Source organism: Saccharothrix sp. ST-888 (genome assembly GCF_000955975.1).
Lineage (GTDB): Bacteria > Actinomycetota > Actinomycetes > Streptomycetales > Streptomycetaceae > Kitasatospora.
The window spans coordinates 1-23,562 of sequence record NZ_JYJF01000047.1 but is presented as its reverse complement, the minus strand read 5'-3'; the positions used below and the strand labels follow the sequence as shown (position 1 = coordinate 23,562).

Annotated in this window: 23 protein-coding genes and 1 pseudogene; 11 read left to right on the top strand and 13 right to left on the bottom strand. The window is 70.4% G+C overall.

What is annotated here, in order from left to right:
- The first annotated feature begins 497 nt into the window (after positions 1 to 497).
- Both UK12_RS41350 and UK12_RS16780 read left to right on the top strand, forming a co-directional pair.
- Positions 498 to 1,604, top strand: a complete 1,107-nt coding sequence (locus UK12_RS41350; RefSeq protein ID WP_197084925.1) for an NUDIX hydrolase — start codon at positions 498 to 500, stop codon at positions 1,602 to 1,604.
- Positions 1,605 to 1,933: 329 nt separating this feature from the next.
- The gene (locus UK12_RS16780; protein WP_045303792.1) at positions 1,934 to 2,305 is read left to right on the top strand and encodes a DUF6188 family protein; all 372 of its coding nucleotides are present in this window, start codon (positions 1,934 to 1,936) and stop codon (positions 2,303 to 2,305) included.
- Between the two features lie 140 nt (positions 2,306 to 2,445).
- On the opposite strand, the gene UK12_RS16775 is transcribed toward UK12_RS16780, so the two are convergent.
- The 4 genes from UK12_RS16775 to UK12_RS39780 all read right to left on the bottom strand — a co-directional run bounded on the left by UK12_RS16775 (position 2,446) and on the right by UK12_RS39780 (position 6,639).
- Positions 2,446 to 4,167 carry an alpha-amylase family glycosyl hydrolase gene (locus UK12_RS16775; RefSeq protein ID WP_082119690.1) on the bottom strand — a complete coding sequence of 574 codons (1,722 nt, stop codon included), beginning with the start codon at positions 4,165 to 4,167 and terminating at the stop codon, positions 2,446 to 2,448.
- 129 nt (positions 4,168 to 4,296) lie between these two features.
- The gene (locus UK12_RS16770; RefSeq protein ID WP_156178769.1) at positions 4,297 to 4,941 is read right to left on the bottom strand and encodes a class I SAM-dependent methyltransferase; all 645 of its coding nucleotides are present in this window, start codon (positions 4,939 to 4,941) and stop codon (positions 4,297 to 4,299) included.
- Positions 4,942 to 5,050: 109 nt separating this feature from the next.
- Entirely contained in the window at positions 5,051 to 5,821 is a 771-nt protein-coding gene (locus UK12_RS16765; RefSeq protein WP_045303827.1) for a bestrophin-like domain, read from the bottom strand.
- Between the two features lie 89 nt (positions 5,822 to 5,910).
- Positions 5,911 to 6,639 carry a hypothetical protein gene (locus UK12_RS39780; protein ID WP_156178768.1) on the bottom strand — a complete coding sequence of 243 codons (729 nt, stop codon included), beginning with the start codon at positions 6,637 to 6,639 and terminating at the stop codon, positions 5,911 to 5,913.
- 376 nt (positions 6,640 to 7,015) lie between these two features.
- Here UK12_RS39780 and UK12_RS16760 point away from each other — a divergent pair, with 376 nt between their 5' ends.
- The 5 genes from UK12_RS16760 to UK12_RS16740 all read left to right on the top strand — a co-directional run bounded on the left by UK12_RS16760 (position 7,016) and on the right by UK12_RS16740 (position 12,056).
- On the top strand, positions 7,016 to 8,101 hold the full coding sequence (locus UK12_RS16760; protein ID WP_045303826.1) for an S-(hydroxymethyl)mycothiol dehydrogenase: 1,086 nt from the start codon (positions 7,016 to 7,018) through the stop codon (positions 8,099 to 8,101).
- Positions 8,101 to 8,748 (top strand): MBL fold metallo-hydrolase, encoded by a 648-nt coding sequence (locus UK12_RS16755; RefSeq protein WP_045303791.1) that lies wholly within the window; start codon positions 8,101 to 8,103, stop codon positions 8,746 to 8,748. The genes UK12_RS16760 and UK12_RS16755 overlap by 1 nt, the downstream gene beginning before the upstream one ends.
- A gap of 205 nt (positions 8,749 to 8,953) precedes the next feature.
- Positions 8,954 to 9,823: a (Fe-S)-binding protein gene (locus tag UK12_RS16750; RefSeq protein WP_082119689.1), complete on the top strand. Its 870-nt coding sequence runs from the start codon at positions 8,954 to 8,956 to the stop codon at positions 9,821 to 9,823.
- Positions 9,820 to 11,283 carry a lactate utilization protein B gene (locus tag UK12_RS16745; protein ID WP_045303790.1) on the top strand — a complete coding sequence of 488 codons (1,464 nt, stop codon included), beginning with the start codon at positions 9,820 to 9,822 and terminating at the stop codon, positions 11,281 to 11,283. Before UK12_RS16750 ends, UK12_RS16745 begins: the two co-directional genes overlap by 4 nt.
- Positions 11,280 to 12,056 carry a LutC/YkgG family protein gene (locus UK12_RS16740; RefSeq protein WP_082119688.1) on the top strand — a complete coding sequence of 259 codons (777 nt, stop codon included), beginning with the start codon at positions 11,280 to 11,282 and terminating at the stop codon, positions 12,054 to 12,056. Before UK12_RS16745 ends, UK12_RS16740 begins: the two co-directional genes overlap by 4 nt.
- 7 nt (positions 12,057 to 12,063) lie before the next feature.
- Here the strand turns inward: UK12_RS16740 and UK12_RS16735 are convergent, their stop codons facing one another.
- Positions 12,064 to 13,524, bottom strand: a complete 1,461-nt coding sequence (locus tag UK12_RS16735; protein ID WP_045303789.1) for an MFS transporter — start codon at positions 13,522 to 13,524, stop codon at positions 12,064 to 12,066.
- 115 nt (positions 13,525 to 13,639) lie between these two features.
- On the opposite strand from UK12_RS16735, the gene UK12_RS16730 reads away from it, so the two are divergent.
- Positions 13,640 to 14,608 carry a LysR family transcriptional regulator gene (locus UK12_RS16730; protein WP_052681940.1) on the top strand — a complete coding sequence of 323 codons (969 nt, stop codon included), beginning with the start codon at positions 13,640 to 13,642 and terminating at the stop codon, positions 14,606 to 14,608.
- Positions 14,609 to 14,711: 103 nt separating this feature from the next.
- Positions 14,712 to 15,035: a MazG-like family protein gene (locus tag UK12_RS16725; RefSeq protein ID WP_045303788.1), complete on the top strand. Its 324-nt coding sequence runs from the start codon at positions 14,712 to 14,714 to the stop codon at positions 15,033 to 15,035.
- Between the two features lie 20 nt (positions 15,036 to 15,055).
- On the opposite strand, the gene UK12_RS16720 is transcribed toward UK12_RS16725, so the two are convergent.
- A complete protein-coding gene (locus tag UK12_RS16720; RefSeq protein WP_045303787.1) occupies positions 15,056 to 15,523 on the bottom strand; it encodes an SRPBCC family protein in 468 nt (155 codons plus the stop codon).
- 4 nt (positions 15,524 to 15,527) lie between these two features.
- Between UK12_RS16720 and UK12_RS41345 the strand changes: the two genes are divergently transcribed.
- Positions 15,528 to 15,839 carry a hypothetical protein gene (locus UK12_RS41345; protein WP_231591250.1) on the top strand — a complete coding sequence of 104 codons (312 nt, stop codon included), beginning with the start codon at positions 15,528 to 15,530 and terminating at the stop codon, positions 15,837 to 15,839.
- A gap of 191 nt (positions 15,840 to 16,030) precedes the next feature.
- Here UK12_RS41345 and UK12_RS16710 read toward each other — a convergent pair whose 3' ends face one another.
- Positions 16,031 to 17,620, bottom strand: a complete 1,590-nt coding sequence (locus UK12_RS16710; protein ID WP_231591251.1) for an ISL3 family transposase — start codon at positions 17,618 to 17,620, stop codon at positions 16,031 to 16,033.
- A gap of 314 nt (positions 17,621 to 17,934) precedes the next feature.
- Positions 17,935 to 18,528, bottom strand: a complete 594-nt coding sequence (locus tag UK12_RS16705) for a TetR/AcrR family transcriptional regulator (RefSeq protein WP_045303786.1) — start codon at positions 18,526 to 18,528, stop codon at positions 17,935 to 17,937.
- Between the two features lie 125 nt (positions 18,529 to 18,653).
- Between UK12_RS16705 and UK12_RS16700 the strand changes: the two genes are divergently transcribed.
- A complete protein-coding gene (locus tag UK12_RS16700) occupies positions 18,654 to 19,763 on the top strand; it encodes an FAD-dependent oxidoreductase (RefSeq protein ID WP_045303785.1) in 1,110 nt (369 codons plus the stop codon).
- Positions 19,764 to 19,875: 112 nt separating this feature from the next.
- Here UK12_RS16700 and UK12_RS41340 read toward each other — a convergent pair whose 3' ends face one another.
- The 5 genes and pseudogenes from UK12_RS41340 to UK12_RS38095 all read right to left on the bottom strand — a co-directional run.
- A complete protein-coding gene (locus UK12_RS41340) occupies positions 19,876 to 20,025 on the bottom strand; it encodes a hypothetical protein (protein WP_197084924.1) in 150 nt (49 codons plus the stop codon).
- The gene (locus tag UK12_RS38105) at positions 19,998 to 20,915 is read right to left on the bottom strand and encodes an ISAs1 family transposase (protein ID WP_442973799.1); all 918 of its coding nucleotides are present in this window, start codon (positions 20,913 to 20,915) and stop codon (positions 19,998 to 20,000) included. Before UK12_RS38105 ends, UK12_RS41340 begins: the two co-directional genes overlap by 28 nt.
- Positions 20,842 to 21,288 (bottom strand): annotated as a pseudogene (locus UK12_RS45055) (IS110 family transposase); the annotation flags it as partial. The gene UK12_RS38105 and the pseudogene UK12_RS45055, both read right to left, overlap by 74 nt.
- Positions 21,289 to 21,468: 180 nt before the next feature.
- The gene (locus UK12_RS16690; RefSeq protein ID WP_045303784.1) at positions 21,469 to 21,717 is read right to left on the bottom strand and encodes a hypothetical protein; all 249 of its coding nucleotides are present in this window, start codon (positions 21,715 to 21,717) and stop codon (positions 21,469 to 21,471) included.
- A gap of 8 nt (positions 21,718 to 21,725) precedes the next feature.
- Positions 21,726 to 23,562 (bottom strand): polymorphic toxin-type HINT domain-containing protein (locus UK12_RS38095; RefSeq protein WP_269432024.1); only part of this gene is annotated, 1,837 nt, incomplete at its 5' end.

The window sequence follows — 23,562 nt, the reverse complement described above, 5'->3', positions numbered from 1 at the left end:
CCGACCGAGGACCCGGCTTCCGGGCGGCCGTGACGGGCGTCGGGCGGGTCCTGCTGCCAAATATCGGGGCGGGAGCCGAGGTTGGCGACCTGAGGCGGCGACTGACCGACGGGAAGTCACCACCGGGCGGCAGGGCTCGAACCGCCGTCCCGTCCGGTCCCGGACCGCGTACGCGCCGGTGCTGGGACTGCCGGTGGGCCGTCCGTGAGCAGCCCTGTGTGGTGGCGCCTGCGGGGTGCTGCCTTGGGCTGTCGTCCGGCTCTCCGGGAGCACTCGGGAGGCACGAGCGAACCTGCGCACGCTCGCTGTCGAGCCCCCGGAGGACCAGGGAGGCGTCAGCCGGGTTCCGCTCGCTCTCCCGGTCGGCCGGACGCCCCGGGAACCGTCGAGGTGGCGTGCCATGTCCTGGATGCTGGGTTCAAGTACTGGCCGGGCGAGGGGGGTTCGACGTGACCGAGGCCGAGAACGCGGACGGATCAGTGAAGGGGAACGGAGCAGTGAGCGGGGACGGGGCAGTGGGCGGGGGTGGCGGCGGGCAGGGGTTGCTGGCTGCGGCCGGGGTGCTCCTTCCGGACGAGCTGGGCCGGATTCTGGTGGTGCGGCTGCCGTACGACCACAAGCACCCGATCGCGATTCCCGGCGGCGGCTGGGAGCCCTCCGACGAGTCGCCCAGGCGGACGGCCTTCCGGGAGATCGCCGAGGAACTCGGAGTGTCACCCGAACTCGGGCCGCTGGCCTGCATCGACTGGTCGCTGGACAGCCGCCGCCCACCGATCGCGGCGTACCTGTACTGGGGCGCGCCGCTGCGGAGCGAACAGCTCTCCGCGCTCCGGCCGCAGGCGACGGAGGTGGACGGCTGGACCTGGCTGACGCAGCGTCAGATCACGTCGGCGCTGCCGCCCCGGCTCTCGCGGCGGGTGACGGCCTGTCTCACCGCGCCGCGCAGCGCCGGGCCCCTGGAGCTGGAGGACAGCCATCCGGTCGGTCACACCGTCGCCCATGTGCCGCCGGTTCCGCCGCCGCCGTACACCGGGGCGGCCGGTCTGGCTCTGGCGGCCGGCCGGACGGCGGTGCAACCGCCTCCGCTGGAGCCGGAGGCGTACATCGCCGGGCTGCCGAGGATTCGGGCGAAGGCGCGGATGCTGTTCACGGATGCGGCCGGCCGGGTGCTGCTGGTGCGCCTGCGCCCCCGGGAGGACCACCCGTACTGGACGCTGCCGGGCGGCGGCGTGGAGGCCGACCGCGAGATGCCCCGGGCGGCCGCCCGGCGCGAGACCCGCGAGGAGCTCGGCTGGGAGCGGGAGCCCGGTCGGCTGCTGGGACTGGACTGGTCACCGAACACGGACGGATCCGCGACCATGGTGTACGTCTTCGACGGCGGCGAGGTGACAGCGGAGTTGCTCGGGCGCATCCGACTGCAGCCGGAGGAACTCGTGGAGTGGCGGATGTTCACCTCGGAGGAGGCACGGGAGGTGCTCTCCGAACAAGCCCGATGCCGACTGGATGCCTGCCTGGCCACCCGGGAGGCGGCGCGGAACGGCGGCGGAGGCGGGCCGGTGGAGCTGCTGCGCGGACGGGTGGCCGGGACGTCGCCCACCGCGTGAGCGGTCCGGGCGGCTGGGGTTCGGCCCGACCGGCCCCGGCCCGGGGACTGCTGAAGGGGCGCGGGACGGCAGAACGGCCTGGCGTCGGGGCCGGCGGCCCACCAGGGCCAGGAACAGGGCCCAGGCCGCACGGGCACGCGGGTAGTGGTTCACGCGGCAAGGGTTCGGGCGCGGGGCAGGGGCGGTATCCAGGGCGGCCCGGTGGCCCGCGCAGCGGGTCGGGGGCGAGGCTGAGGGCGGCGGCGGGCGCGATTTCCCCGGTCTGCATGACGTGGGCGGATCAGCGCGCAAGAATGGATCAGCCGACCGTGCGATTTTCGGGAGGAACCATGGTGTCCCCATCGATCGCTGCCGTCCTCGGCGGCCGCCGCGTCGAGGCCCTGAAGGGCGGCAGCGGGCTGGTACTGGAGCTCTCCGACGGAGTGGTGGTGACGGTCTCCGGCGACTTCCGCCTGATCGGCCAGTCCGCTGTCGAGCACTTCTATCCGGCGCTGGGCCTGACCCCGTCACGCGATCTGCTGGGGTTGGTCGGCTCCCGCGTGACGCGGGCCGAGACCACTCCGGCAGGCGGTCTGGACCTGGCCTTCACCTCCGGCAGCACGCTCTCCGTCCCGCCCGACGGTGCCTACCAGCCATGGAGCGCATCCGACCAGGACGGCCCGCTCTTCACCGCCGCCCCGTACGACTACCTGACCGGTTGAGCGGCGAACGCCGAAGCCAGGACGAGGACTTGATGACTCTCGAACTCCTCGTCGAGAAGGTCGTCGACCCGGCCTCCGGCGCTGTTCGCTGAGGCGGCGGCAGGCACTGAGGCTGCCCCTCCGCTGGTCAGGAGCCCGACTCAGGAGCCCGAGTCGCCGGTCTCCTCGACCCGGCCGGGGAGTTCGAAGATCCCGTAGGCGAAGGAGTCTGCGCTGATGCCCTCGGCCGTCACGGTGACGCCCTGGGCCTCCAGGGCGCGGGCGCCCGCGAGACCGGGGTACGCAAAGAGGGCAGGTTCCCGGCGGGGGTTGACGACCACCAGGTGGCTGCCGCCGCGAAGGTGGACGAACGGGTACCCGGTGTGCAGCACCTCCACCTCACCACGGCTGCCGAGCGCAGGGGTGGACCTGCGCAGCGCGATCAGCCGCCGGACGAGATGCAACAGCGAATCCGGGTCGGCGAGTTGGCCTGCCACGGTCGGCCTGCCGGGGTCCGGGTCGAGCGGCTGGTAGAGCCGGTCGGCCGGGGCCGTGGAGAACCCCGCGTTGGGGCTGCCGTCCCACTGCATCGGAGTGCGGGCCCCGGCGCGGTTGTTGGTGGGCTCCAGTCGGCTGCCCTCCTTGTCCGGCAGCCCGGGGACGAACCGCATGCCGATCTCGTCCCCGTAGTAGATCGCGGGCAGGGTCGGCCAGGTGAACAGGAAGGCGAAGGCCGCGCCGAGCTGTTCGGACGTACGGGAGCCGGTGGCGAGGCGGTTGTAGTCGTGGTTGGCGGTGGGCAGGATGACGTACCCGCCTCCGGGCCCGTCGGCGGTCGGGTGCGCAGTTGGTTGCGCAGTTGGTTGCGCAGTTGGTTGCGCAGTTGGTTGCCCGGCTGCGCGGGTGGCGCGCCAGGCCGTGACGAACTCGTTCATCGAGCCCCGGCCCTGCGGGTCGAAGTAACAGGGGCCGTCCTCCCAGGAGGGCGAGGTCATCCCCTCGCCGTTGTGCCAGAGCGACGGGATGGCGCGGCCCGCGAAGTGCAGGAAGAAGTCGGCGTGGAAGCCTGCGGGAAGGGCGAGTTCGGGCCTGCCCCACTCCGAGAGCAGCACCGCCCCCGGGTGGGTACGGTCCAGCCAGGCCCGCTGCTCGCGCCAGAGCTTCGCGGTCTCGGCACGATCCGGATCTCCCTTGACCAGGGAGTACGCCATGTCCACCCGGAACCCGGCGATACCGGTCCGCAGCCAGTGGTCCATGATCTCCCGCAGCGCGGCCCGGTTCTGCCGCGGCCCGTCGGCGTCGACGGGCTGTCGCCACGGTTCGTCGTCGAGGCTCCGGGCGTAGCCGAAGTTCAGCGCGGGCTGGAAGTCGAAGAAGTTCGGCAGGTAGTAGCCCGGCCGCTTGCCCGGGGAGGGCACGAACCTGGTGGCCTGGCGGTCGGCCCAGATGTAGCGCTGGTCGGTGGGGTCGTCGGCAGCCGCGAGGAACCACGGGTGCCGGTCGGAGGTGTGCCCCGGCACGAGGTCGAGCATGACCCTGATCCCGCGTCGGCCGGCGGCCTCGACCAGTGCCGAGAGGTCTTCCCGGGTGCCGTAGCGCGGCGCGACGGAGAAGTAGTCGGAGACGTCGTACCCGGCGTCCCGGAACGGTGACTCGAAGCACGGGTTGAGCCAGATCGCGTCCACACCCAGCCAGGCCAGGTGGTCGAGGTGCTCGGTGATCCCGGCGAAATCGCCGATGCCGTCGCCGTTGGAGTCGGCGAAGGTCTGCGGGTAGATCTGGTACAGAACCGCGTCGGCCAGCCAGGCCGGGGTGGTTGTCGGGCTCGGTGTCGGGTCGGGCGGGCTCGTCGGGTTCGCCGGGTTCGCTGTCGGGTTCGTCATCGCGTGCGGCACTCCGTTCCGCGGGGACAGTCCGACCCCAGTCTCTCCCCACGACGGGCCGGGCCGCTGCCCGTTCGACGGATGACCACCGACCGCCGGCCCATCTCGCCCACGCTCAGCGCTCAGCGCTCAGCGCTCAGGCGTCGGGACCGGAGGCGCACGGCGTTCGAGGCGTACCAGGGCGTCGACCGCCTCGCCGCTCCCGCCATGGGCCGCACCGGCCGGTCGGCGCACGCGTTCGGCCCGGACGAGGTGCAGCCGACAGTCCGCCAGATCTGCGCGGATGTCGTCCGGGGTGAAGAGCACGGCCGGGTCGCTGGGGCCGCCGGAGCCCTCGGTCAGGTTGGTGGTGTCGTGGCCGACGACCAGCAGGGTGCCGCCGGGCGCGAGGGAGTCCGCGGCTCTCCGCAGTACGGTACGGCGCTGCTCGGCGGGGAGGTGCAGATAGGCGATGAGGACGAGATCGTAGGCGCCGGGCTCGGGCACATGGGTGCGGACGTCCGCCTCGACCCAGCGCAGGTGCCGTGCGACCCCGGCCGGTAGCTGTTCGGACAGTCTGCGCCCACGGTCCAGCGCGACCCGGGAGAAGTCGACCACGGTGACCCGCCAGCCCAGGGCGGCCAGCCAGAGGCTGTTGCGGCCCTCGCCGGCCGCCAGATCGAGCGCCCGACCGGGTGGCTGGTCCTGGCACTCGCGCAGCACCCAGCGGTTGGGTTCGGTGCCCCAGACCAGTTCGGCCGACTTGTAGCGCTGGTCCCAGTCGTGACTCTCCATCGGCTTCTCCTCTGCTCCCCTGCGGAGCCCGAGCGTACGCGGCGCACTCCCGGGCAATCTCCCGGACGCGCGGGGCTCCGCAGGGGGCACCGCCCGGGCCGGGCGTGCGTCAGCCATGGTGGACGGCCGCCGGGAAGAGATCGAGGAACGGCTGGGCGGAGACGGTCATACCTCGGCTGAACGGGTCGTCGAAGTCCCAGATCAGGAAGAGCAGGAACGCGATCAGCGCACTGAACGCCCCGGCCAGCAGCAACTCCCGCCAGGACCTGCGGATCTGGAAGGTGAAGACCAGCCCGACCGTCACCACCGCTCCGGCGATCAGGCCGAACCAGACCACGCCCGGCATGGTCGGACCCGCGTCCTGGCCCCGGGCGGTGCGGGCCTGGTCGACGGCTGCGACCTGGTCTATCAGGGGCTGATAGGCCTGGTTCTCCAGCTCGTTCTGCGGGGTGTGACCGGTCACGTCCTGGCGCAGCCGGTCGAGCAGCACCGTCCCCTGCGGGGAGACGCCGTCGTGGGTGTCCATGTACATCCACTCGGTGCCGACCACGTAGCGGACGTAGGCATCGACGTCCGCCCGGATGCGGTCGCGCAGCTCCGCCGGGTAGACCTGGGCGCGCAGGCTCACCTCGCGCAGTGCCTGCGCCTCGTGCTGCACGGTGTCCCCGGCAGCGCTGCGGGCCTCCCAGACACCGGCGATGGCCAGGCCGAGCACGATCGCGTAGACCACGCCGATCATCATCGTCATGTACTCGATGACGTCCGGGGTCTCCGACGTGTCGGCGGAGTCGCCGATCCGCCGTTCTCGCAGCACCACGACCGCCACCACCACGGCGCAGGCAGCCGTCATGGCGATGGCGAGTGCCGTCCACTCCGACATGCCGTTCTCCGATCCGTTGCAGTCGAGGGGTTCGTTGCGCTCCACGGGGCGCCTGGTTGGCGGGGTCCGCGGGACGATCTGTTCGGAGGTCAGCTCCCGCGCCTGCGGGAGCCGGTGGACGATCGGCCGCCGCGGGGCCGTAGCCGGATGGCGGCCACCACGGCGGGCATGGTGACGACGAGCAGCGCGACGATCGGCGGGCGGGCCCGGCGGGACTCGGGCGCCGAGGTGGCCGCCGCCGGTGGATGGAAGAACGAGGGCGTGGGAGCGGGCGGCACGGCGGCGTGGACGACGGGGGCGGGCGCGCTCTCGGGTACGGGAGGCTCGCGTACGGAGACGCGAGTGGGCGGTGCGGGCGCGGTCGGCCGCGTGGGCGGTGACGGCCTCGGCGCGGGTCTGGGCACAGGTGCCGGTACAGCCGTCGGCTCGGATGTCGGTACGGGTGTGGCCGTTGGCTCGGGAGTGGGTGGGGGCGGGACCGGGGGCTTAGGGGGCGGCTCCGGCCGTGGTGGGGCGCAGTCGGCCGGACGGGCGCCCGCCGCTGCACCGGCGCCCGGCCGGGTGACCACGCTGACGGCCACCGAGAGCTCCACCAGCACGGCCACCCGGGATGCCCCGGCCTCGACTGTCGTACATGCCGCGACCGCCACGCCGATCGCGCCCGGCACACCCGCGTGCGACGGCCCGGCGTCGCCGCCCGCCGAGGCGCCGACGAGTGCCGAGCAGACCAGCACCGTACCGAGCGCCACGGCGAGCCGCGGCCGGGAGCGGCGGGCCCCCGGCGCGGAGCTGCGTGGTCCTCGCCGTTCGACGGTCACGGAGTCGATGCTGACGGGCTTGCACCGAACGCGCTGGCACATACCACTGGAATAACCCGAACGGATCAATTCGTCCGCGTTCCGGTTTGAACCGTGTTCGGGCCACGGCGACGGGGGCCTCGCGGCGGGCCCGGGCCGGGAGGACGGTGACGATCGGATTCCGCGCACTGCTCCAGGGGCAGGCTTCGGCCCGTGACGGTGACAACGCCCAGGGCGAGTCGGTGATCCGGTGGTCGGCGGTGATCGTCGGCACCGTACGGTGTTAACCGTCGTGAACGATTCGCGATCGGCGCGGCCTGGCCGCGACCGGCGCGAACTACCCGCGTGGACACGGATGGAGCACGTGCCCGCGCCCGATGACGAGAGGCTCTTCTTCATGGCTCAGCAGGTGCGCGGCGTGATCGCCCGTTCCAAGGGTGCCCCGGTACAGGTCGAGACGATCCTGGTCCCGGACCCCGGTCCGGGTGAGGCGCTGGTGCAGGTCCAGGCGTGCGGGGTCTGCCACACCGACCTGCACTACCGGGATGGCGGGATCAACGACGAGTTCCCCTTCCTGCTCGGCCACGAGGCGGCCGGTGTGGTGGAGGCCGTCGGCGAGGGAGTGACCGACGTCGCCCCCGGTGACTTCGTGATCCTCAACTGGCGTGCGGTCTGCGGCAACTGTCGTGCCTGCCTGCGCGGCCGGCCCTGGTACTGCTTCAACACCCACAACGCCAAGCAGAAGATGACCCTGCTCGACGGCACCGAGCTCTCGCCCGCGCTGGGGATCGGCGCGTTCGCGGAGAAGACCCTGGTCGCCGCCGGCCAGTGCACCAAGGTCGCCCCCGAGGCCTCCCCCGCCGCCGCCGGGCTGCTGGGCTGCGGCGTGATGGCCGGGCTCGGCGCCGCCATCAACACCGGGAACGTCGGCCGGGGCGACTCGGTCGCCGTGATCGGCTGCGGCGGCGTCGGCAACGCGGCCGTGGTCGGTGCCAGGCTGGCCGGAGCCTCGCGGATCATCGCCGTGGACATCGACGACCGCAAGCTGGCCACCGCGCAGAAGCTCGGTGCCACCCACACCGTCAACGGCCGCTCCGATGACCCGATCGAGGCCGTCCGGGCGCTGACCGGCGGGAACGGTGCCGACGTGGTGATCGACGCGGTCGGCACGCCGGAGACGTACCGTCAGGCGTTCTACGCCCGTGACCTGGCCGGAACGGTGGTCCTGGTCGGCGTGCCGACCCCCGAGATGAAGCTGGAACTGCCGCTGCTGGACGTCTTCGGCCGGGGCGGTTCGCTGAAGTCCTCCTGGTACGGCGACTGTCTCCCCAGCCGGGACTTCCCCATGCTCATCGACCTCTATCTGCAGGGCCGCCTCGACCTGGACGCGTTCGTCAGCGAGACCGTCCAGCTGACGGACGTGGAGGAGGCGTTCGCCCGGATGCACAAGGGCGAGGTCCTGCGTTCGGTGGTGCTCTTCTGATGGCGGACCGCACTCCCCCGGCAGCCGAGGTCGAGCGGCTGGTCACGTCCGGCACCTTCTCGCTGGACGGCGGCACCTGGCAGGTCGACAACAACGTCTGGATCATCGGCGACGACACCGAGGCCCTGGTCATCGACCCGGCCCACGACGCCGAGGCGGTGCTGGCCGCACTCGGCGGCCGTCGGTTGGTCGCCATCGTGTGCACCCACGCGCACAACGACCACATCGCCGCCGCTCCCGCGCTGGCGGACCGGACCGGCGCGCCCGTCCTGCTCCACCGCGAGGACCAGGTGCTCTGGAAGCAGACCCACCCGCTGCGTCCGGTGGACGGCGAGCTGACGGACCAGCAGCGGCTGACGGTCGCGGGTGTCGACCTGACGGTGCTGCACACGCCCGGCCACGCGCCCGGCGCGGTCTGCCTGTACGCCGAGGAGCTGGGCACGGTCTTCACCGGCGACACGCTGTTCGCGGGCGGTCCCGGGGCCACCGGCCGGTCCTTCTCGGATTTCCCGACCATCATCCGATCCATCCGGGACCGGCTGCTGACCCTGCCCGCCGAGACGGTGGTACGGACCGGCCACGGCGACTCGACCACGATCGGCGCCGAGGCACCGCATCTCGACGAGTGGATCCAGCGCGGCCACTGACGGCCGAACGGCTACCCTGGCCCTCCGAGGAGCCCGTCCGCTCCTCGGAGGGTCCGTCCACTCCCGGCGGACCGGGCCCCTTCGGGCGTTCCGGGGCCCGGCAGGTCGGCCCCGGTCGCATGGGGTCCGCCGTACGGTCAGCCGTACGGTCGGCCGGGCAGTCACTTCGGGCAGTCTCCCCCCGTCCGATCATCGAGGAGCCGAGATGCGTGTCGCCCTCTTCGCCACCTGTGTGAACGACGCGGTCTACCCGTCCACGGCGATCGCCACGGTCCGGCTGCTGGAACGGCTCGGTGTCGAGGTGGACTTCCCGGCCGGGCAGACCTGTTGCGGGCAGCCGCAGTTCAACACCGGCTACCGGCGCGAGACCGAGCCGATGGTGCGCCGCATGGCGCGTGCCTTCGCCGGCTACGAGTACGTCGTCACCCCGTCCGGCTCCTGCGTGGCGATGGTCCGCGACAACTACCCCCGGATCGGCGCCAAGGCGCAGGCCGAGCGACGCGGGTCCGAACTCGCCGAAGCGGCCGATGCGTTGGTGCCGCGCATGTACGAGCTGACCGAGTTCCTGATCGATGTGCTCGGGGTCGAGGACGTCGGTGCGTACTTCCCGCATACCGTGACCTACCACCCGTCCTGCCACGGGCTGCGGCTGCTCGGGCTCGGCGACCGGCCGCTGCGGCTGCTGCGCGCCGTCAAGGGGCTGGAGTTGGTGGAGCTGCCCCGTGCCGACGAGTGCTGCGGGTTCGGTGGAACCTTCGCCCTGAAGAACCCTGCCGTCTCGACCGCGATGGGTGACGACAAGGTCCGTCACGCACTGCGGACAGGGGCAGAGGTGCTCTGCGGCGGGGACAACTCCTGCCTGATGCACCTCGGCGGCCTGCTTCACCGCCGGTCCGCGCCGCTGCGGCCGCTGCACCTCGCCGAGATCCTGGCCGCCACCGAGGAGCGGCCGTGGACCGAGGGCGCACGGACCGAGGGGGCGCGGACCGAGGGGGCGCTATCCGTGGGGCGGGGGCCGGCTAAGGGTGCCGCCCCCGACGGTCTCCGTAACGAGCAGTCCTGGAGCGGAACATGAGCGGTGACACCTTCCTCGGCATGCCTTCGTTTCCGGCGGCCGCCGCCGAGTCCACCCGGAACCGGCGGCTGCGGGCCAACCTCTCCCACGCCACCCGGACCATCCGCGAGAAGCGGGCCCGCGCGGTCGCCGAACTCACCGACTGGGCCGAGCTGCGCGCCGCCGGCAAGGCGATCAAGGACCACACGCTGCGCCATCTCGACCGCTACCTGCTCCAGTTGGAGGCAGCCGTCACGGCGGCGGGCGGTACGGTGCACTGGGCCGTCGATGCCGCCGAGGCCAACCGGATCGTCGCCGACCTGGTGCTGGCCACCGGCGAACGCGAGGTGATCAAGGTGAAGTCGATGGCCACCCAGGAGATCGGGCTCAACGAGGCGCTGGCGGCCGAGGGCATCGCCGCCTACGAGACCGATCTGGCCGAGCTCATCGTGCAGTTGGGCGACGACCGCCCTTCGCACATCCTGGTGCCCGCGATCCACCGGAACCGGGAGGAGATCCGCGAGATCTTCGCCGAGCGGATGGCTGCCTGGGGCCGGCCCGCGCCCGAGGATCTCACCGACTCCCCCGCTCAACTGGCCGAGGCCGCACGGCTGCACCTGCGGGAGAAGTTCCTGCGCGCCAAGGTCGCCGTCTCCGGGGCCAACTTCATGATCGCCGAGACCGGCACCCTGGTGGTGGTGGAGTCCGAGGGCAACGGACGGATGTGCCTGACCCTGCCGGAGACGCTGATCTCGGTGGTCGGCATCGAGAAGGTCGTCCCGAGCTGGCGCGACCTGGAGGTCTTCCTGCAGACGCTGCCGCGTTCGTCCACCGCCGAGCGGATGAACCCGTACACCTCGCTCTGGACCGGCACGCTCGGACCGGAAGGTGACGGTCCCTCGGCCTTCCACCTCGTCCTGCTCGACAACGGCCGGACCACCGCCCTCGCCGACCAGGTCGGACGGCAGGCGCTGCGCTGCATCCGCTGTTCCGCCTGCCTCAACGTCTGCCCGGTGTACGAGCGGGCCGGCGGGCATGCGTACGGGTCGGTCTACCCCGGGCCGATCGGGGCCATCCTGACGCCCCAACTCCGCGGCACCACCAGCGAGATCGACGCCTCGCTGCCGTTCGCCTCGTCACTCTGCGGGGCCTGCTACGAGGTCTGCCCGGTGGCCATCGACATTCCCGAGGTGCTGGTCCACCTGCGCGAGCAGGTCGCCGGGCAGGGCGGGCACCGGCTGGAGCGGGCCGCGGTGAAGGCCGCCGGGTTCGCACTGGACCACCCTGGCGTGCTGGCGGCCGGGGAACGGGTCGCGGGGAGGGCCCGGGGACTGCTGCCGGACCGGCTGCCCGGCCCCGGCCGCGGCTGGACCGACAGCCGTGACCTGCCCGATCTGCCCGGCCAGCCCTTCCGCGACTGGTGGAAGAAGAACCGTTCCCGTTCCCGTTCCCGTTCCCGTTCCCGGAAGGACAGTCGATGAGCACCGGCCGAGAGACCGTGCTGGCCCGGATCCGAGCCGCGATCGGCGCCGAACAGGGCCCACCCGTCACGGGCCCATCCGCCACGGGCCTCGGCCTCGGTCCCGGCCCTGGGACCGGCTCGTCCGCGTCGGATCCCGGCGCCGGAGCGGGCTCGCCCCAGGCAGACGGCGTCACCGACCGCCTGGCGGGCCGACGGCACGAGGACATCCCGCGCGACTACCTGCCGGTGCACCGGGACGAGGACCCGGCGGCGCTGCTCGACCTGCTGCACGAGAACCTGGCCGACTACCGGGCCCTGGTGCACCGCAGCACCGCGGCCGACCTGCCCGCCACCGTCGCCCGCCTGCTCGCCGCGCACGGCTCCCGTACCGTCGCCGTCCCCGCCGACCTGCCGCCCGACTGGCTGAGCGCCGCCGCAGGGGTGGCCGCGGTGGTGGACGACGGCACGCTCACCGCCGTCCGGCTGGACGCGGTCGACAGCGTCCTGACCGGGTGCGCGCTGGCCGTGGCCGAGACGGGCACCCTGGTCCTGGACGCCGGTCCCGCCCAGGGGCGGCGGCTGCTCACCCTGGTACCCGACCACCACATCTGTGTGGTCCGCGCCCCCGGACAGATCGTCGCCTCGCTCCCCCGCGCGCTCCCCCGCCTGGACCCCACCCGCCCACAGACCTGGATCTCCGGACCGTCCGCCACCAGCGACATCGAACTCGACCGGGTGGAGGGCGTCCACGGGCCGCGCACCCTTGAGGTCGTCCTGGTGACCGAGAGCTGAGACCGGCTCAACTTCTGACAACCGGGCGCTTCCCGGCCGCCACCGGGCTCCGCCGGACGGCGTCCCCCGCACCCGGGTGGAGCCGGTACGCGCCGACCACGGCCGTCAGCGTCACCAGGGCCAGCAGGCCGAACGCGACCGCGTACGCGGTCCTCGCGGAGGGTGTGCCCGGCAGCAGCTCGCCGATCGCCCCGCCCGCCCGCAGGGCCACGGTGGCCGCGGCGACTCCGAGGCCGGCGGCGAGCTGCTGGGCGGTGGCGGAGAGCGTGTTGGCGTGGCGCAGCTGCTCCGCCGAGACCTCGCTGAAGGCGATGGTCATGTAGCCGGTGAGGCCCACCGACCGGGCGGCGCCGCTGATCACGGTGAGGACGACGATCAGTACCAGCGGCGTGGCCGCGGTGAGGAAGGCCGAGGCGACCAGGGTGGCCGTCACGCCGAGGCTGGCACCGAGCAGCAGCTTGCGGAACCCGAATCGGTTCAGCAGGTAGGTGGTGGTCGGCTTGACGCCGATGTTGCCGACGAACACGAACAGCACCACCGTCCCGGACTTGATCGCGCTCCAGCCGAAGACCTCCTGGAACAGCAGCGGCAGCAGGAACGGCACGGCGCCGACCGCGATCCAGAACGCCGTTCCACCGGTCACCGAGGCGCGGAAGGTCGGCACCCTCAGGGTGCGCAGGCTGATCAGTGGATGTTCGGTGCGCAGCAGGTGCCGGACGGCGGCGGTGAGCAGGACCACCGAGAGCCCGAGGGCGAGCAGGACCGGCGCCCAGGGCTCGGCCGGTTCGGAGAGCAGATGGGCGGCCCAGGTGAAGGCGCCGAGGCCGGTGGCGGTGAGCAGGACGCCGATCCGGTCGAGGGAGGGCGCGGTGCTCGTAGCGTTCGTGGTGGGCGTGCTGTTGGTGGCGGGCGTGGCGTCCAGCAGGCGGCGGGCCACGAGGAGGGCGACCAGGCCGAGCGGCAGGTTGATGAGGAACATCCAGCGCCAGTCCGCGTACGTGGTGATGAACCCGCCGAGCAGCGGCGCGATGACGGGTGCGACCAGGCCGGCCCAGACGATGTAGGCCATCGTCTTCGGGATGTCCGGCTTCGCCGTCCGGGCCATCACCGTCAGCCGTCCGACCGGGACCATCATCGCTCCGCCGACGCCCTGCAGGACGCGCATGGCGACCAGTTGCCAGAGATTCGCGCTCAGCGCGCAGGCCAGCGAGGCGAGGGTGAACAGCGAGATCGCCGTCAGGAAGATCCGGCGGACCCCGTAGCGGGCGGCGAGCCAGCCGCTGAGCGGTATCAGTACGGCGAGCGTGAGCAGGTACGCCGTGATGACCAGGCCCACCGCGGTCGGCTCGACGTGCAGGGAGGCTGCCATCCGGGGCGCCGCAGTGGCCACGATGGTGCCGTCGAGGTTCTCCATGAAGAAGCAACCTGCAACCAGGAGCGCCGTGTTGCGCTGATGTGTGTCGATCATTTTCTCCGTCGCTTCTGTGAACTCCTCTCATGTTCGGCGGCTACACTCTTGACCACAAGTTCCGAATGGTTAAACCAGACATGCATTCAACGCAAGCATGGGACGAGGTGACCCCTTGCAGCTCCCGGACATGAACCTGCTGCCCGCGCTCGACGCGCTGCTGCGCGAGGGCAGCGTGACCGGCGCAGCACTGGAGTTGAACGTCTCCGCCTCCGCGATGAGCCGCACGCTCGGACGGCTGCGCCGGGTGGTCGGCGACCCCCTGCTGGTGCCGGCGGGCCGTGGGCTGGTGCTGACCCCGCGCGCCCACGAACTCCAGCCGCAGGTGGAGGCGGCGCTGGCCGCCGCACTGGCCGCACTGCAACCACCGCACCCGATCGAACTCGCCGAGATCGAGCGCGAGTTCGCGATCCGTGCCGACGACGGACTCACCGCGGTGGTCGGCTCCGCACTCATCGCGCGGGCCGCCCGCGAGGCGCCGGGCGTGCGACTGCGGATCCTGCCCGAGGGCGACGAGGACCCGGCCGACCTGCGGGACCGGATCGACCTCGACCTCGGCTCGCTGCCCGAGCTCCCGCACGACGTCCGCAGCAGCCTGCTCTGCCGCCACCGCTATGTCGCCGTCGCCCCGACCGGCGCACCGTGGGCGCAGCACGCCCTGACGCCGCGCCAGTTCGCCGCCCTTCCGCACATCACGGTCTCCCGCCGGGGCCGCGCACGCAGCGTGGTGGACGACCGGCTGGCCGAACTCGGACTTCAGCGAAAGGTTCTGGCGACCGTACCGGCCTTCGTCAGCGCCTGCCATCTCGCCCTGGAGTCCGAGGCGCTCGCCCTGGTCCCGTCGATGGTCGCGGTCAAGCTGGCCTGCACCATGCCACTGACAGTCCGGGACATCCCGCTGGACCTGCCCAGCGTCGATGTCGGCATGGCCTGGCACACCCGGGTCGACGCCGACCCCGCGCACCGCTGGCTGCGCACGACCCTGACCCGGATCGTGGAGGACGCGATCGCTCTGGCACAAGGCGCGCCCCACGGTCCTGACGACCGTCAGTCACGCCTGGTCGGCCGAACCTTCTCCGTCTAGGGTGCGGACACACCTTCGAGTGAATTGAAAGCTGTTCGGCTGCGGCGGTGCGGCGAAGCACACCACCATGTCGTCAGGGCCGAGGTGATGGATCGAGGGGGCCATGGACGACGACATGTGGCAGACGGTCGATGCAGTGGCCGACTGGCTTGCGGCATCGAGCCCGGTGTCGGCCGAGATGCAGAAGGTGCTGCAGATCCTGAAGATAACGGAGGAGGCGGGCGAGGTCGCCGAGGCCGTGATCGGAGCCATGGGCACCAACCCGCGCAAGGGCTTCTCGCACGACTGGGACGACGTCACGGACGAGCTTTGCGACGTGATCGTGACGGCACTCGTCGCCCTCGGACGCGTCCGCCCGGACGACGCACCGCAGACCTTCCGCCACCATCTCCGACAGATCGCCGCCCGCTGCCCGACCCCGTCGTGACCGACGAAGGCACGCGACGCTCAGCCCTGGCGGAGCACCTCAGCCAGGTAGCGCCCGCGCGTCCTGATCAGGTGCGCCATATACCTGCGCAGCACCAGCGCATCGGCGATCCTGCCGAGAGGGCCGAGCGGTGACTCGAAGGAGACCCGGTCCGTCATCACCGTGCCGCCTGCACCGTCAGTGCCATTCGGGGTGAACTCGTGCTCATGGAACCAGCGTTTGAACGGTCCGCGCACCTGCTCGTCGACGAATCGGACCGGCGGCTCGTAGACCGCAACGACTGCGGTCAGCCGCCATCGGACCCCGAAGTGCCGCGCTGCGAAGGTCACCTGGTCCCCGGGTCCGAGCCCCCCGGCCGGCAGCGTACCCACCACCTGTTCGCCGGAGGCGCCCATCGACCGAGTATGCAGCTCGGCGTCCAGCGCCGCATCGAACACCTGCTGCGGCGCCGCGCCGTCCACCACAGTGACAACCTCGAAGCTGGGCATGCCCGTGACCCTACTCGGGCCCGACTGGCGGCCCGCCCGGGGGCTGGCCACGGTCGCGTTCCGTACTTCTCCGCCCGTCCAGCTCCTGGTCATGCTGCGGTTCCTGGCCCTGCACGGCGTCCCCGCGCATGAACTGCGGGCCAGCACCCGCCTGTTGTACCGGTGCGGCGCGCTCACCCTCGCCCTGAACACCGCCGATCCGCTGCTGCTGCTCGGCTGGGGCTGCGTCGGCCCTGCCTTCCTGGCCCGGTTCCACACGCTCACCCATCCCGCTCAACTCCCAGAGGCCGCCCCGCTCCCATCCCTGAACCGGTGACCGCCCCGGCACTGGCCCTGGCTGGCTCCGTCATCGAAGACACCGAAGCCGGCTCGGTTCCCACCGCAGAGGCGGTCGCCGCCAAGACGCCCTCCCACGTCAGCGCCGAGTCATGAACACCATGCTCCACAAGGCGCTCGCTGTCGGCGTACACCCGAATGTGGCTCTGGCAAGATTTTCGTAGCCGGAGATCATCCCGGGACGGCGGTGGGTCGCTCCGCGTATCGGCGGCGTAGGTGGGCGATCAGTACGACTCGGTGGCGGAGAAGTGAGACGCCGGCACGGCCTCCCATGATGCGCTTTTGGAGCTTCACGTCGGTGATCCGGCCCTCGTTGACTCCGGAGCTGTAAAGGGTGGTGATTCCCTGGGCGACCGCATGTTGGTCTTCGCGCAGGGCGGTGGCGAGTCCGGCGAGGGGCGCCAGTCCGCTGTTGGCGAGTTGTGCGAGCCAGTCCGGCAGCGGTGTGGCATCGCGGGTGTCGAGCATGGCGGCGAAGTCGCGGACCAGGTCGTGGGTGCGCCGGAGTTCCGGGCAGTGTTCGAGCAGCCGGCGCAGACGCTCAGCGGTTTGCGGGCCGTGCCGGCCGGGGGCGGTGATGATCCAGCGTGCGGCTTCGCGTGGGGAAGGCGGCCGTTCACGGGGCTCGTCCAGGGGCAGGCCACGCCTGAGGGGTGCGAGAGCCATCTTCACGCGCTGGTAGTGCCCCAGGTAGCCCTTGCCTAGGAGTTCCTGATGAAGGATCTTCGCGTTGTGTTCGCCCTCGTCCCAGCGTTGCTGCAGGTAGTCGAGGTAGGGATCCAGGGTGGATGGGCGTCGGGGAGCGCGGCGCATGACCTCGTGCCAGGTGCGGGCCCGGGCGTACTTACGCACCGTGCGGCGGTCCAGGCCGAGCTCACGGGCTGCGGCGCTGTAAGGACGACCGGCATCGGTCAGTGCGTGCACGGCTTCGAACAGCCGCCGGGCGTGTCGACCGGCCGGAGAGTCCACCGGCTCGGAATCGGCGCCCACTGCCTCAGCGGGCTCCGGCCCGGCAGGATCGGGGACGGGGAGCGTGGCGGGCAGGCAACCGCGGTGGGCTGCAGCGACTTCCTGAACGCGCCGGGACAGGCCCTGCCACAAATGGAAGCGGTCGCTGACCTGGACAGCATCGGGGGCACCGTCGGCAATGCCCTGCCGGTAGGTGAGCGAGCCGTCGCGGCAGGCGATCTCGACACCGGGATGCCTGCGGAGCCATCGGCTCAGCTGTTCGGCGTCCCTGCCCTCCCAGAGCGTCAGCGGGAGACGGGTGGTGGCGTCGACCAGGAGGGTGCCGTAGGTGTCACCGTAGAGCGCGAAGTCATCCACCCCCAGTACCCGGGGTGTGACCAGCGGCGGCAGTGGCGCCCGCATCAGCTGGGAGAGCACGGTGCACCGCGAGAGCGCGACGTTGAGGACGCGTAGCATCCGGGCGCCACCCCGGCCGGCCAGCACCACGCCGACGGCCTCGACCAGGTGCTGCAACAGCGGGGTGCGCCGCTGGTAGCGCACGGTCAGCCCCGGCACCTGCTCGGCAAAGGTCACCTTCGGGCAGGCCGAGTTCTCGCAGTACAAGCGGCGTACGGATAAGTCGATTCGGAGAGGCCGGCCGCCGAGCGCGACATCGGCGAGATGCCGCACATAACGGCTGTGGCACCACTCGGTCAGCTGGCCGCATCCCGTACACGCCGCTGGAACACCGGACCGTGTGCGGGCGCGGACTGCCACGACAGCATCGGAAACATCGACCGAGACAACCAGCACATTGGCCAACTGCGGTAACAGTGTGGCTAGTTCAACAGAACACAGTCAGAGGTTGCCCACTGGCAAACCAGTCGACCGCCGTCCCGGGATGATCTCCGGCTACGAAAATCTTGCCAGAGCCGAATGTGCTCAGGCAAGTACACGGCTACGTACCGATCCTTCTCTCCCCTCCGGCCGGTGGGGACGCTCGCCTCGCCCGCTTGTGAGGGGGCCGGCCCGTGGGAGGTTCGCCACCGTCAGCGGCCACAGCTCTGGAGCTCCCTCCTGTGCCGGTCAACAGGCCTCTGCGGCCAGGTCGCCCGCCTGATTCCGGGTCAGCTGCCCGGGTGGGAGGCCGCCCAGCCGTGTTCGAGCAATGCGAAGGCCTCGTCGGCGGCGCGGTGCGGCTCGGCGTGCCGCAGGATGAGGCCGCGGACCTCAAGGGCGAAACGAGCCAGGGCGGCGCAGCTGATGTCGTCCTCGGGGGCGCCGACAGCCTCGGCGATGGCCCGTGCCAGGGCCGCTTCGTGGCGCGTCCACATGCGGTGGGCGTAGTCGCGCAGCGCTGGGGTCTCCTGCACCATGCGCATGAAATCGGCGAACCGCGGGTCCGTGGCATGGACGGCGAACTGGGTCTGTTTCAGCAGGACGTGCTCGCGCAGCGCCTGCGGGATCGACTGGCCGGGGGTGCGGTCGCGCACGGCGGCGACGAGCGCTGCTTCCAAGTCGTCGTCCTGGTCGAAGACCAGGGCTTCCTTGCCGGAGAAGTGCTTGAACAGGGTGGTCACCGAGACGTCGGCGGCGTCGGCGATGTCCTTGACACCGACCTGGTCGTAGCCGCGGTCGAGGAAGAGTTCGAGTGCGGCGTCGGCCAGGGACTGGCGGGTCTGGGCCTTCTTGCGCTCGCGGCGCCCGGTCGGTTCAGTCACTCGTCCACCATATCCCAGCGTGCAGCGACTGCAAAGGTTGAGTCGTTGCACTTATTTCGCGAGTGTGCTTTCTTGGTGATGCCGGGTCCTTCCGGCAGCTCACCCACCTCCCGAGGGACACTCCCATGAACTCTGCTCGTGATCCCCGCATCGCGATTGTCGGTGCCGGCCTCGGTGGCCTGACCTGCGCCCGAGTCCTGCAGCAACACGGCCGCTCCGTCACCGTCTTCGAGCGCGAGGCCTCCGCCGACGCCCGCCCGCAGGGCGGCACCCTCGACCTGCATGCCGACACCGGTCAGGCCGCCTTGCGGGCGGCGGGGCTCCTCGACCGATTCCAAGCCCTCGCCCGCCCCGAAGGGGACGAGTGGCGCGTGCTCGACTTCGCAACCGCCGCCCTCCTGGCGCAGCAGGGGCCGTCCGCCGACGGCGGAAAGCCGGAGATCGACCGAGGCCAGCTACGCGGTCTCCTCCTGGACTCGCTCACCGAGGGCACGGTGCGGTGGGACCGCGCCGTCACCGGAGTCGCCCCGCTCGCGGACGGCACCTGCCGGCTGCTCTTCGGTGACGGCACCGCCGAGGACTTCGACCTGGTGGTCGGCGCCGACGGCGCCTGGTCGCGCGTCCGCCCGGCCCTGTCGCACGCCGCACCCCGCTACACCGGCGTCACCTTCGTCGAGACCGGATTCGACCACTGCGACACCCGCCATCCCGACCTCGCGCGGCTGGTCGGCAACGGATCGATGCTGGTGAAAGGCGCCGGCAGGTCCCTGGTAGCCCAGCGCAACAGCAACGGCCACATCCGCGCCTACATCGCGCTCCGCGCGCCGGAGGACTGGCACGTGGCTGCCGGTATCGACCTCGGCGACCAGCGGGCCGTGCGGACGCACCTGCTGAGGATGTTCGACGGCTGGGACGAGAGCCTGCGCTACATCCTGAGCAACAGCGACAGCGGGTTCATCAACCGGTCCCTGTTCGTCCTGCCCGCCCCGCACACCTGGGAGCACGTTCCCGGCGTCACGCTGCTCGGCGATGCCGCGCACCTGATGCCCCCGGTCGGGCTGGGCGCCAATCTCGCCATGCTCGACGGCTCCGACCTCGCCCACGCCCTCGTCACCGAATCCAGCGTCGACGGCGCAGTCCGCGCCTACGAGAGCATCATGCTGCCGCGCTCGATCGAGGCCGCGACGGGCAGTGCGCAGGGACTCGACCACCTCGTTCCCGCGACGACCTCCTGAGCCGACTCCACCGCCCCCGGCCCCGCGGCCGCGCCCGCGTCGATCACGTGCACTCTCCACAGCGGTCGCATCCGCCCCAGGGCGGCGTCGTCAGAGGCCCTGTCAGGTTTGATCACGTGATGCCGAGGGTGGTCAGCCACGTGATGCCGAGGGTGGTCAGCGGCCTGGAGGCGTCTCGGCCGTGCTTGCGCAGGCCGGCGGTGATGTTGTCGCAGCCGGTGAGGCGGAGGGCGCCTATGGCGAGGTTGCGCAGTGCGGCCATGGCCCGTGGTGCGGTCCCGGTCCGCACGCGGGTGGGGGTACCTCCCGGCCGAAGGCTGGGGGAGCGTCCTCGGCGAAGGCGGTGTCGCGGACGTGGTGGATCCTGTTCCCGATGCCCCAGTGTTCGCGGACGTGGTGCGCGATCTCGGGGGCGTCGGCCTGCTCCGCCGTCAGGTCGGTGACTGCGTAGACACGTTCCAGGGTGACCTTGCCGGTGGTGACGATCCGACGAGGGCGCACGATCTGCACGGCCTGGGCGGCGTGGGGGAAGTCGAGGCCACAGGTGACGGTGGCGGTCTTGACCCGGCGGATCTCATCGCGGCCGTGTGCGGTGGCTCGGGTCTTGTCGAGCAGCGGCACGTCCCGCCAGGGCAGCCGCTTCAGCTGCTGGTGCAGCAGCGGCTGATTCCTCTTGATCACGGCGATGTAGTGGGCCTTCTTGTCCTCTACCAGGAAGCGGGCATGGGCGGTCTGCGAGTGCAGGGCGTCGAAGGTGACTACGGTGTCGGCCAGGTCGAGTGGGGCGAGCATCGGCCGGAAGAGGGTGATCTCGTTGGTCTTGGAGTCGACCTCGCGCTGGGCGGTGACCAGGCCGGCTCCGGTCATCGCGGCGAGCAGGTGGACCTGGGTGCCGTCTGCGCGGCGGGCACCGCGCACGGTCTTGCCGTCCACGGCCAGTGAGCGGCGGCGCGGGGCGGCCCTGTCCTGGCCCGGTGGCGGGCGGCCAGGGTCGCGGGCGGCGAGCCAGGTGTCGGCGGCCCCGGACGCCGAAGATATCGCTGACCGGCAGGTGCAGGCCCTGTTTGGCCAGAATGGCGTGCACCTGGGCCTTGAGTCCGGAGCGCAGAGCCACGCACTTGCCGCGGTGGCGGACAAGTTCCCGCAGCTCACGCACTGCGGGCGGAGCGAGATACGCCTCCGGCAGGCGGCCCATCCGCAGCAGGTCGGCCAGATCCCCGGCGTCCCGGACATCGTTCTTAACCCGCCGGCAGGTGAATCCCTTGATGCCCAGCGGGTGCGCCAGGTGGACATTGGCGCCGGCCGCCTGGAGCGTGTCGGCGGCCCAGTACCAGCCGTAGGTGGCCTCCAGCACCACCTCCGGGTCGGGCCCGGCCTTCGCGATCTCCAGGGACAGGGCGACCGGATCGTTGTCGATCCGCACACTCTCCAGGATTTCACCCTTATCGGTCTGCCTCACGATGACCGAACGGCGGCGGTGCAGGTCGATGCCGACGTACTGCCGCCCGGCGTAGTCTGCACGCACAGGGGCCTCCCTCGTCGTGCTGGCGTGGACAACCCCAGTGTCGACCCGGCACCCGGGGAGCCCACTAGGAGCGGAGGCCCCGCCCCTTCATCGCATCAAGACGCCAAGAAGCCCCGCCGAACACTATCTTCGGCGGGGCCCTTCAGGCATCTGTCGGGTATTTGGAAAATACCAGCCAATTTAGCCAATTACCTGAAGGCGCTCCTCCAGAGTTTCTCGCGAAATATCACCCTGCAGCCAGGCGTTGATGTACTGCAAGTCATGGACTGACAGGCGGAAGGCCGATCGGAGAATCTGGGCCAGATTAAAGGGAACCTCTCTAAGACCCGGATGCTTCTCAACCATGAGATCGGCAACCTCTACGACACTGCAGCCAATGTCGCGATACTCGACAGCTAGGCGAGCCAACCGCTCCAATTCCTCATTCATCAGTTCCCTCACCTTCGGAATGTGGCAAGGACATGCTGGAAGTCCCCATCGAGCCTGGGCACTGCTTCATCGATCCTCGCGCGAGTGAATCCGTACCGGGCCGCTTGCCTGCCAGTCCAAGTTCCCTTGGCTGCAGCTACTAGGCTCGAACCACCACGCACAGCATCATTGAAACCACCAAGATTATCTCCATAGACCCAGATCCCCTGAACCCCCTGAACCCGGTCTCCGAAGTGACCCATGACTTCATCGAACATTGCCTTGCCGCGCAACGGCGATCCCTTGTCAGGATTATTGTGCATCATCATTGTCAGGATGCCATCGCTGTCAAGGTCTGCAATCACACCACTTCCACTCGCATCGTGCGAGATGGAGTATGTGCTTTCGTCGCCACCTCGCGTGACCCCGCAATTGTGAACCAGGACCGGCGTGGTCCCGGCGAGTACATAGTACGTGTGAAGGTCGTTGACCGTCAGATTGTAGGTTACGTCGCGCTTGTGGTAGTTGCGTACCGTGAGCACAGTGATCACTGTGCCATCAGGCGCGTGGAGCCGATCGCCGACGTTCAGTTCGGCGGCGTCGGTCCAGCGGGCCGTGGTCTCGTCCCAGAACGGATGATGCCAGGTTGCGGTGAGTTTTTCCGCGCGAGCCTCCGACGACCCTGCCCCGCCATCTGCAGTCTTTACGGTCAGGTCCGTGAAGTCCTGGTCGCCAGGAGTCGTGATGGTGGCAATTACCGACTTTGAAATCGTTCCACCGCTAACGGGATCAGTCGCAAGGACGCGATCTCCGCTTTCGACCTTGTCTATAGCCTTAGTCTGACCATCGCCAAGTAGAACCAGAGTGCCACCTGGAAAGCTATTGCACGGCCCCATCCCTTCGGGAGAATTAGGTCGGGCCGCGTAGGCTTCACCTGTCGCCGCAAGGAGGAAGCCTCCCGACTCAAAGTTTGCACTTTCCGGGTCAACGCCCTTACTCCGGGCCCATTCCGTGTAAGACTGCAATGGATACGACTTGGGGTGATATGAGTCACCCCAATGCAGCAACTTCTCGTAAGCGTCAACTACTCCTACCAGCGATGCACCAAAACCGGCAAGAAAGTCCCTGTTATTGCCTTCACCATTGCGACTGGGGACGCATCGACTATTACTGCACTTGCTTGCATAATGCTCGGAAGGAGTCTTTCCGGTTGTCCGATAGACATACGAAGAGTAGCTTTCGACTTTTTCTGCGGTTTTATTCTCGGCAACGATATTGTCGTAGTCGCGTCCCTTCTCGACCGGGGTGATCCCTCCCTCACACCGGTACATCCCGTTGCTGCACTCCTCGAAGTGCTGGCCCGAGGGGTCGGAGAGGTTGACGGGGTCGTTGTTGCTGTAGGCGTAGCCGTTCCACTGTTGCGGGCTGGCCGCGTCGAGGAGTGGGTCGGGGTTGAGGAAGCGTCCGGTGGTGGGTTGGTATTCGCGGGCGCCGAGGTTGGTGAGGCCGGTTGCGTCGTCCTTGGTGCCGCCGACGAAGCCCATGTCTCCGGCCCAGGTGCTGGGGTCGGGCTGGGGGCCGCGGGGGTTGCCGAACGGGTCGGTGGGGCGGCGGGTGACGGTCTGGCTCGCGTCGGTGGTGATCTGGGCGCTGTTGGTGCCGTGCGGGTCGGCGACCTGGTAGACCAGCTGGCCGCCACCGGTCGCCGCGGTGACGCGGGTGATGGTGAGGCCGCCCGGTGCGCTGTAGTACCGCACGTCGGACATTGATCCGGATGCGGTGTCCAGGGTGAGCTCGTCCGCGCCGATGTTCAGCGTGGTCTTGCCCGGGTCTCGGCGGATCAGCTGGTTGCCGTCCGCGTCGTAC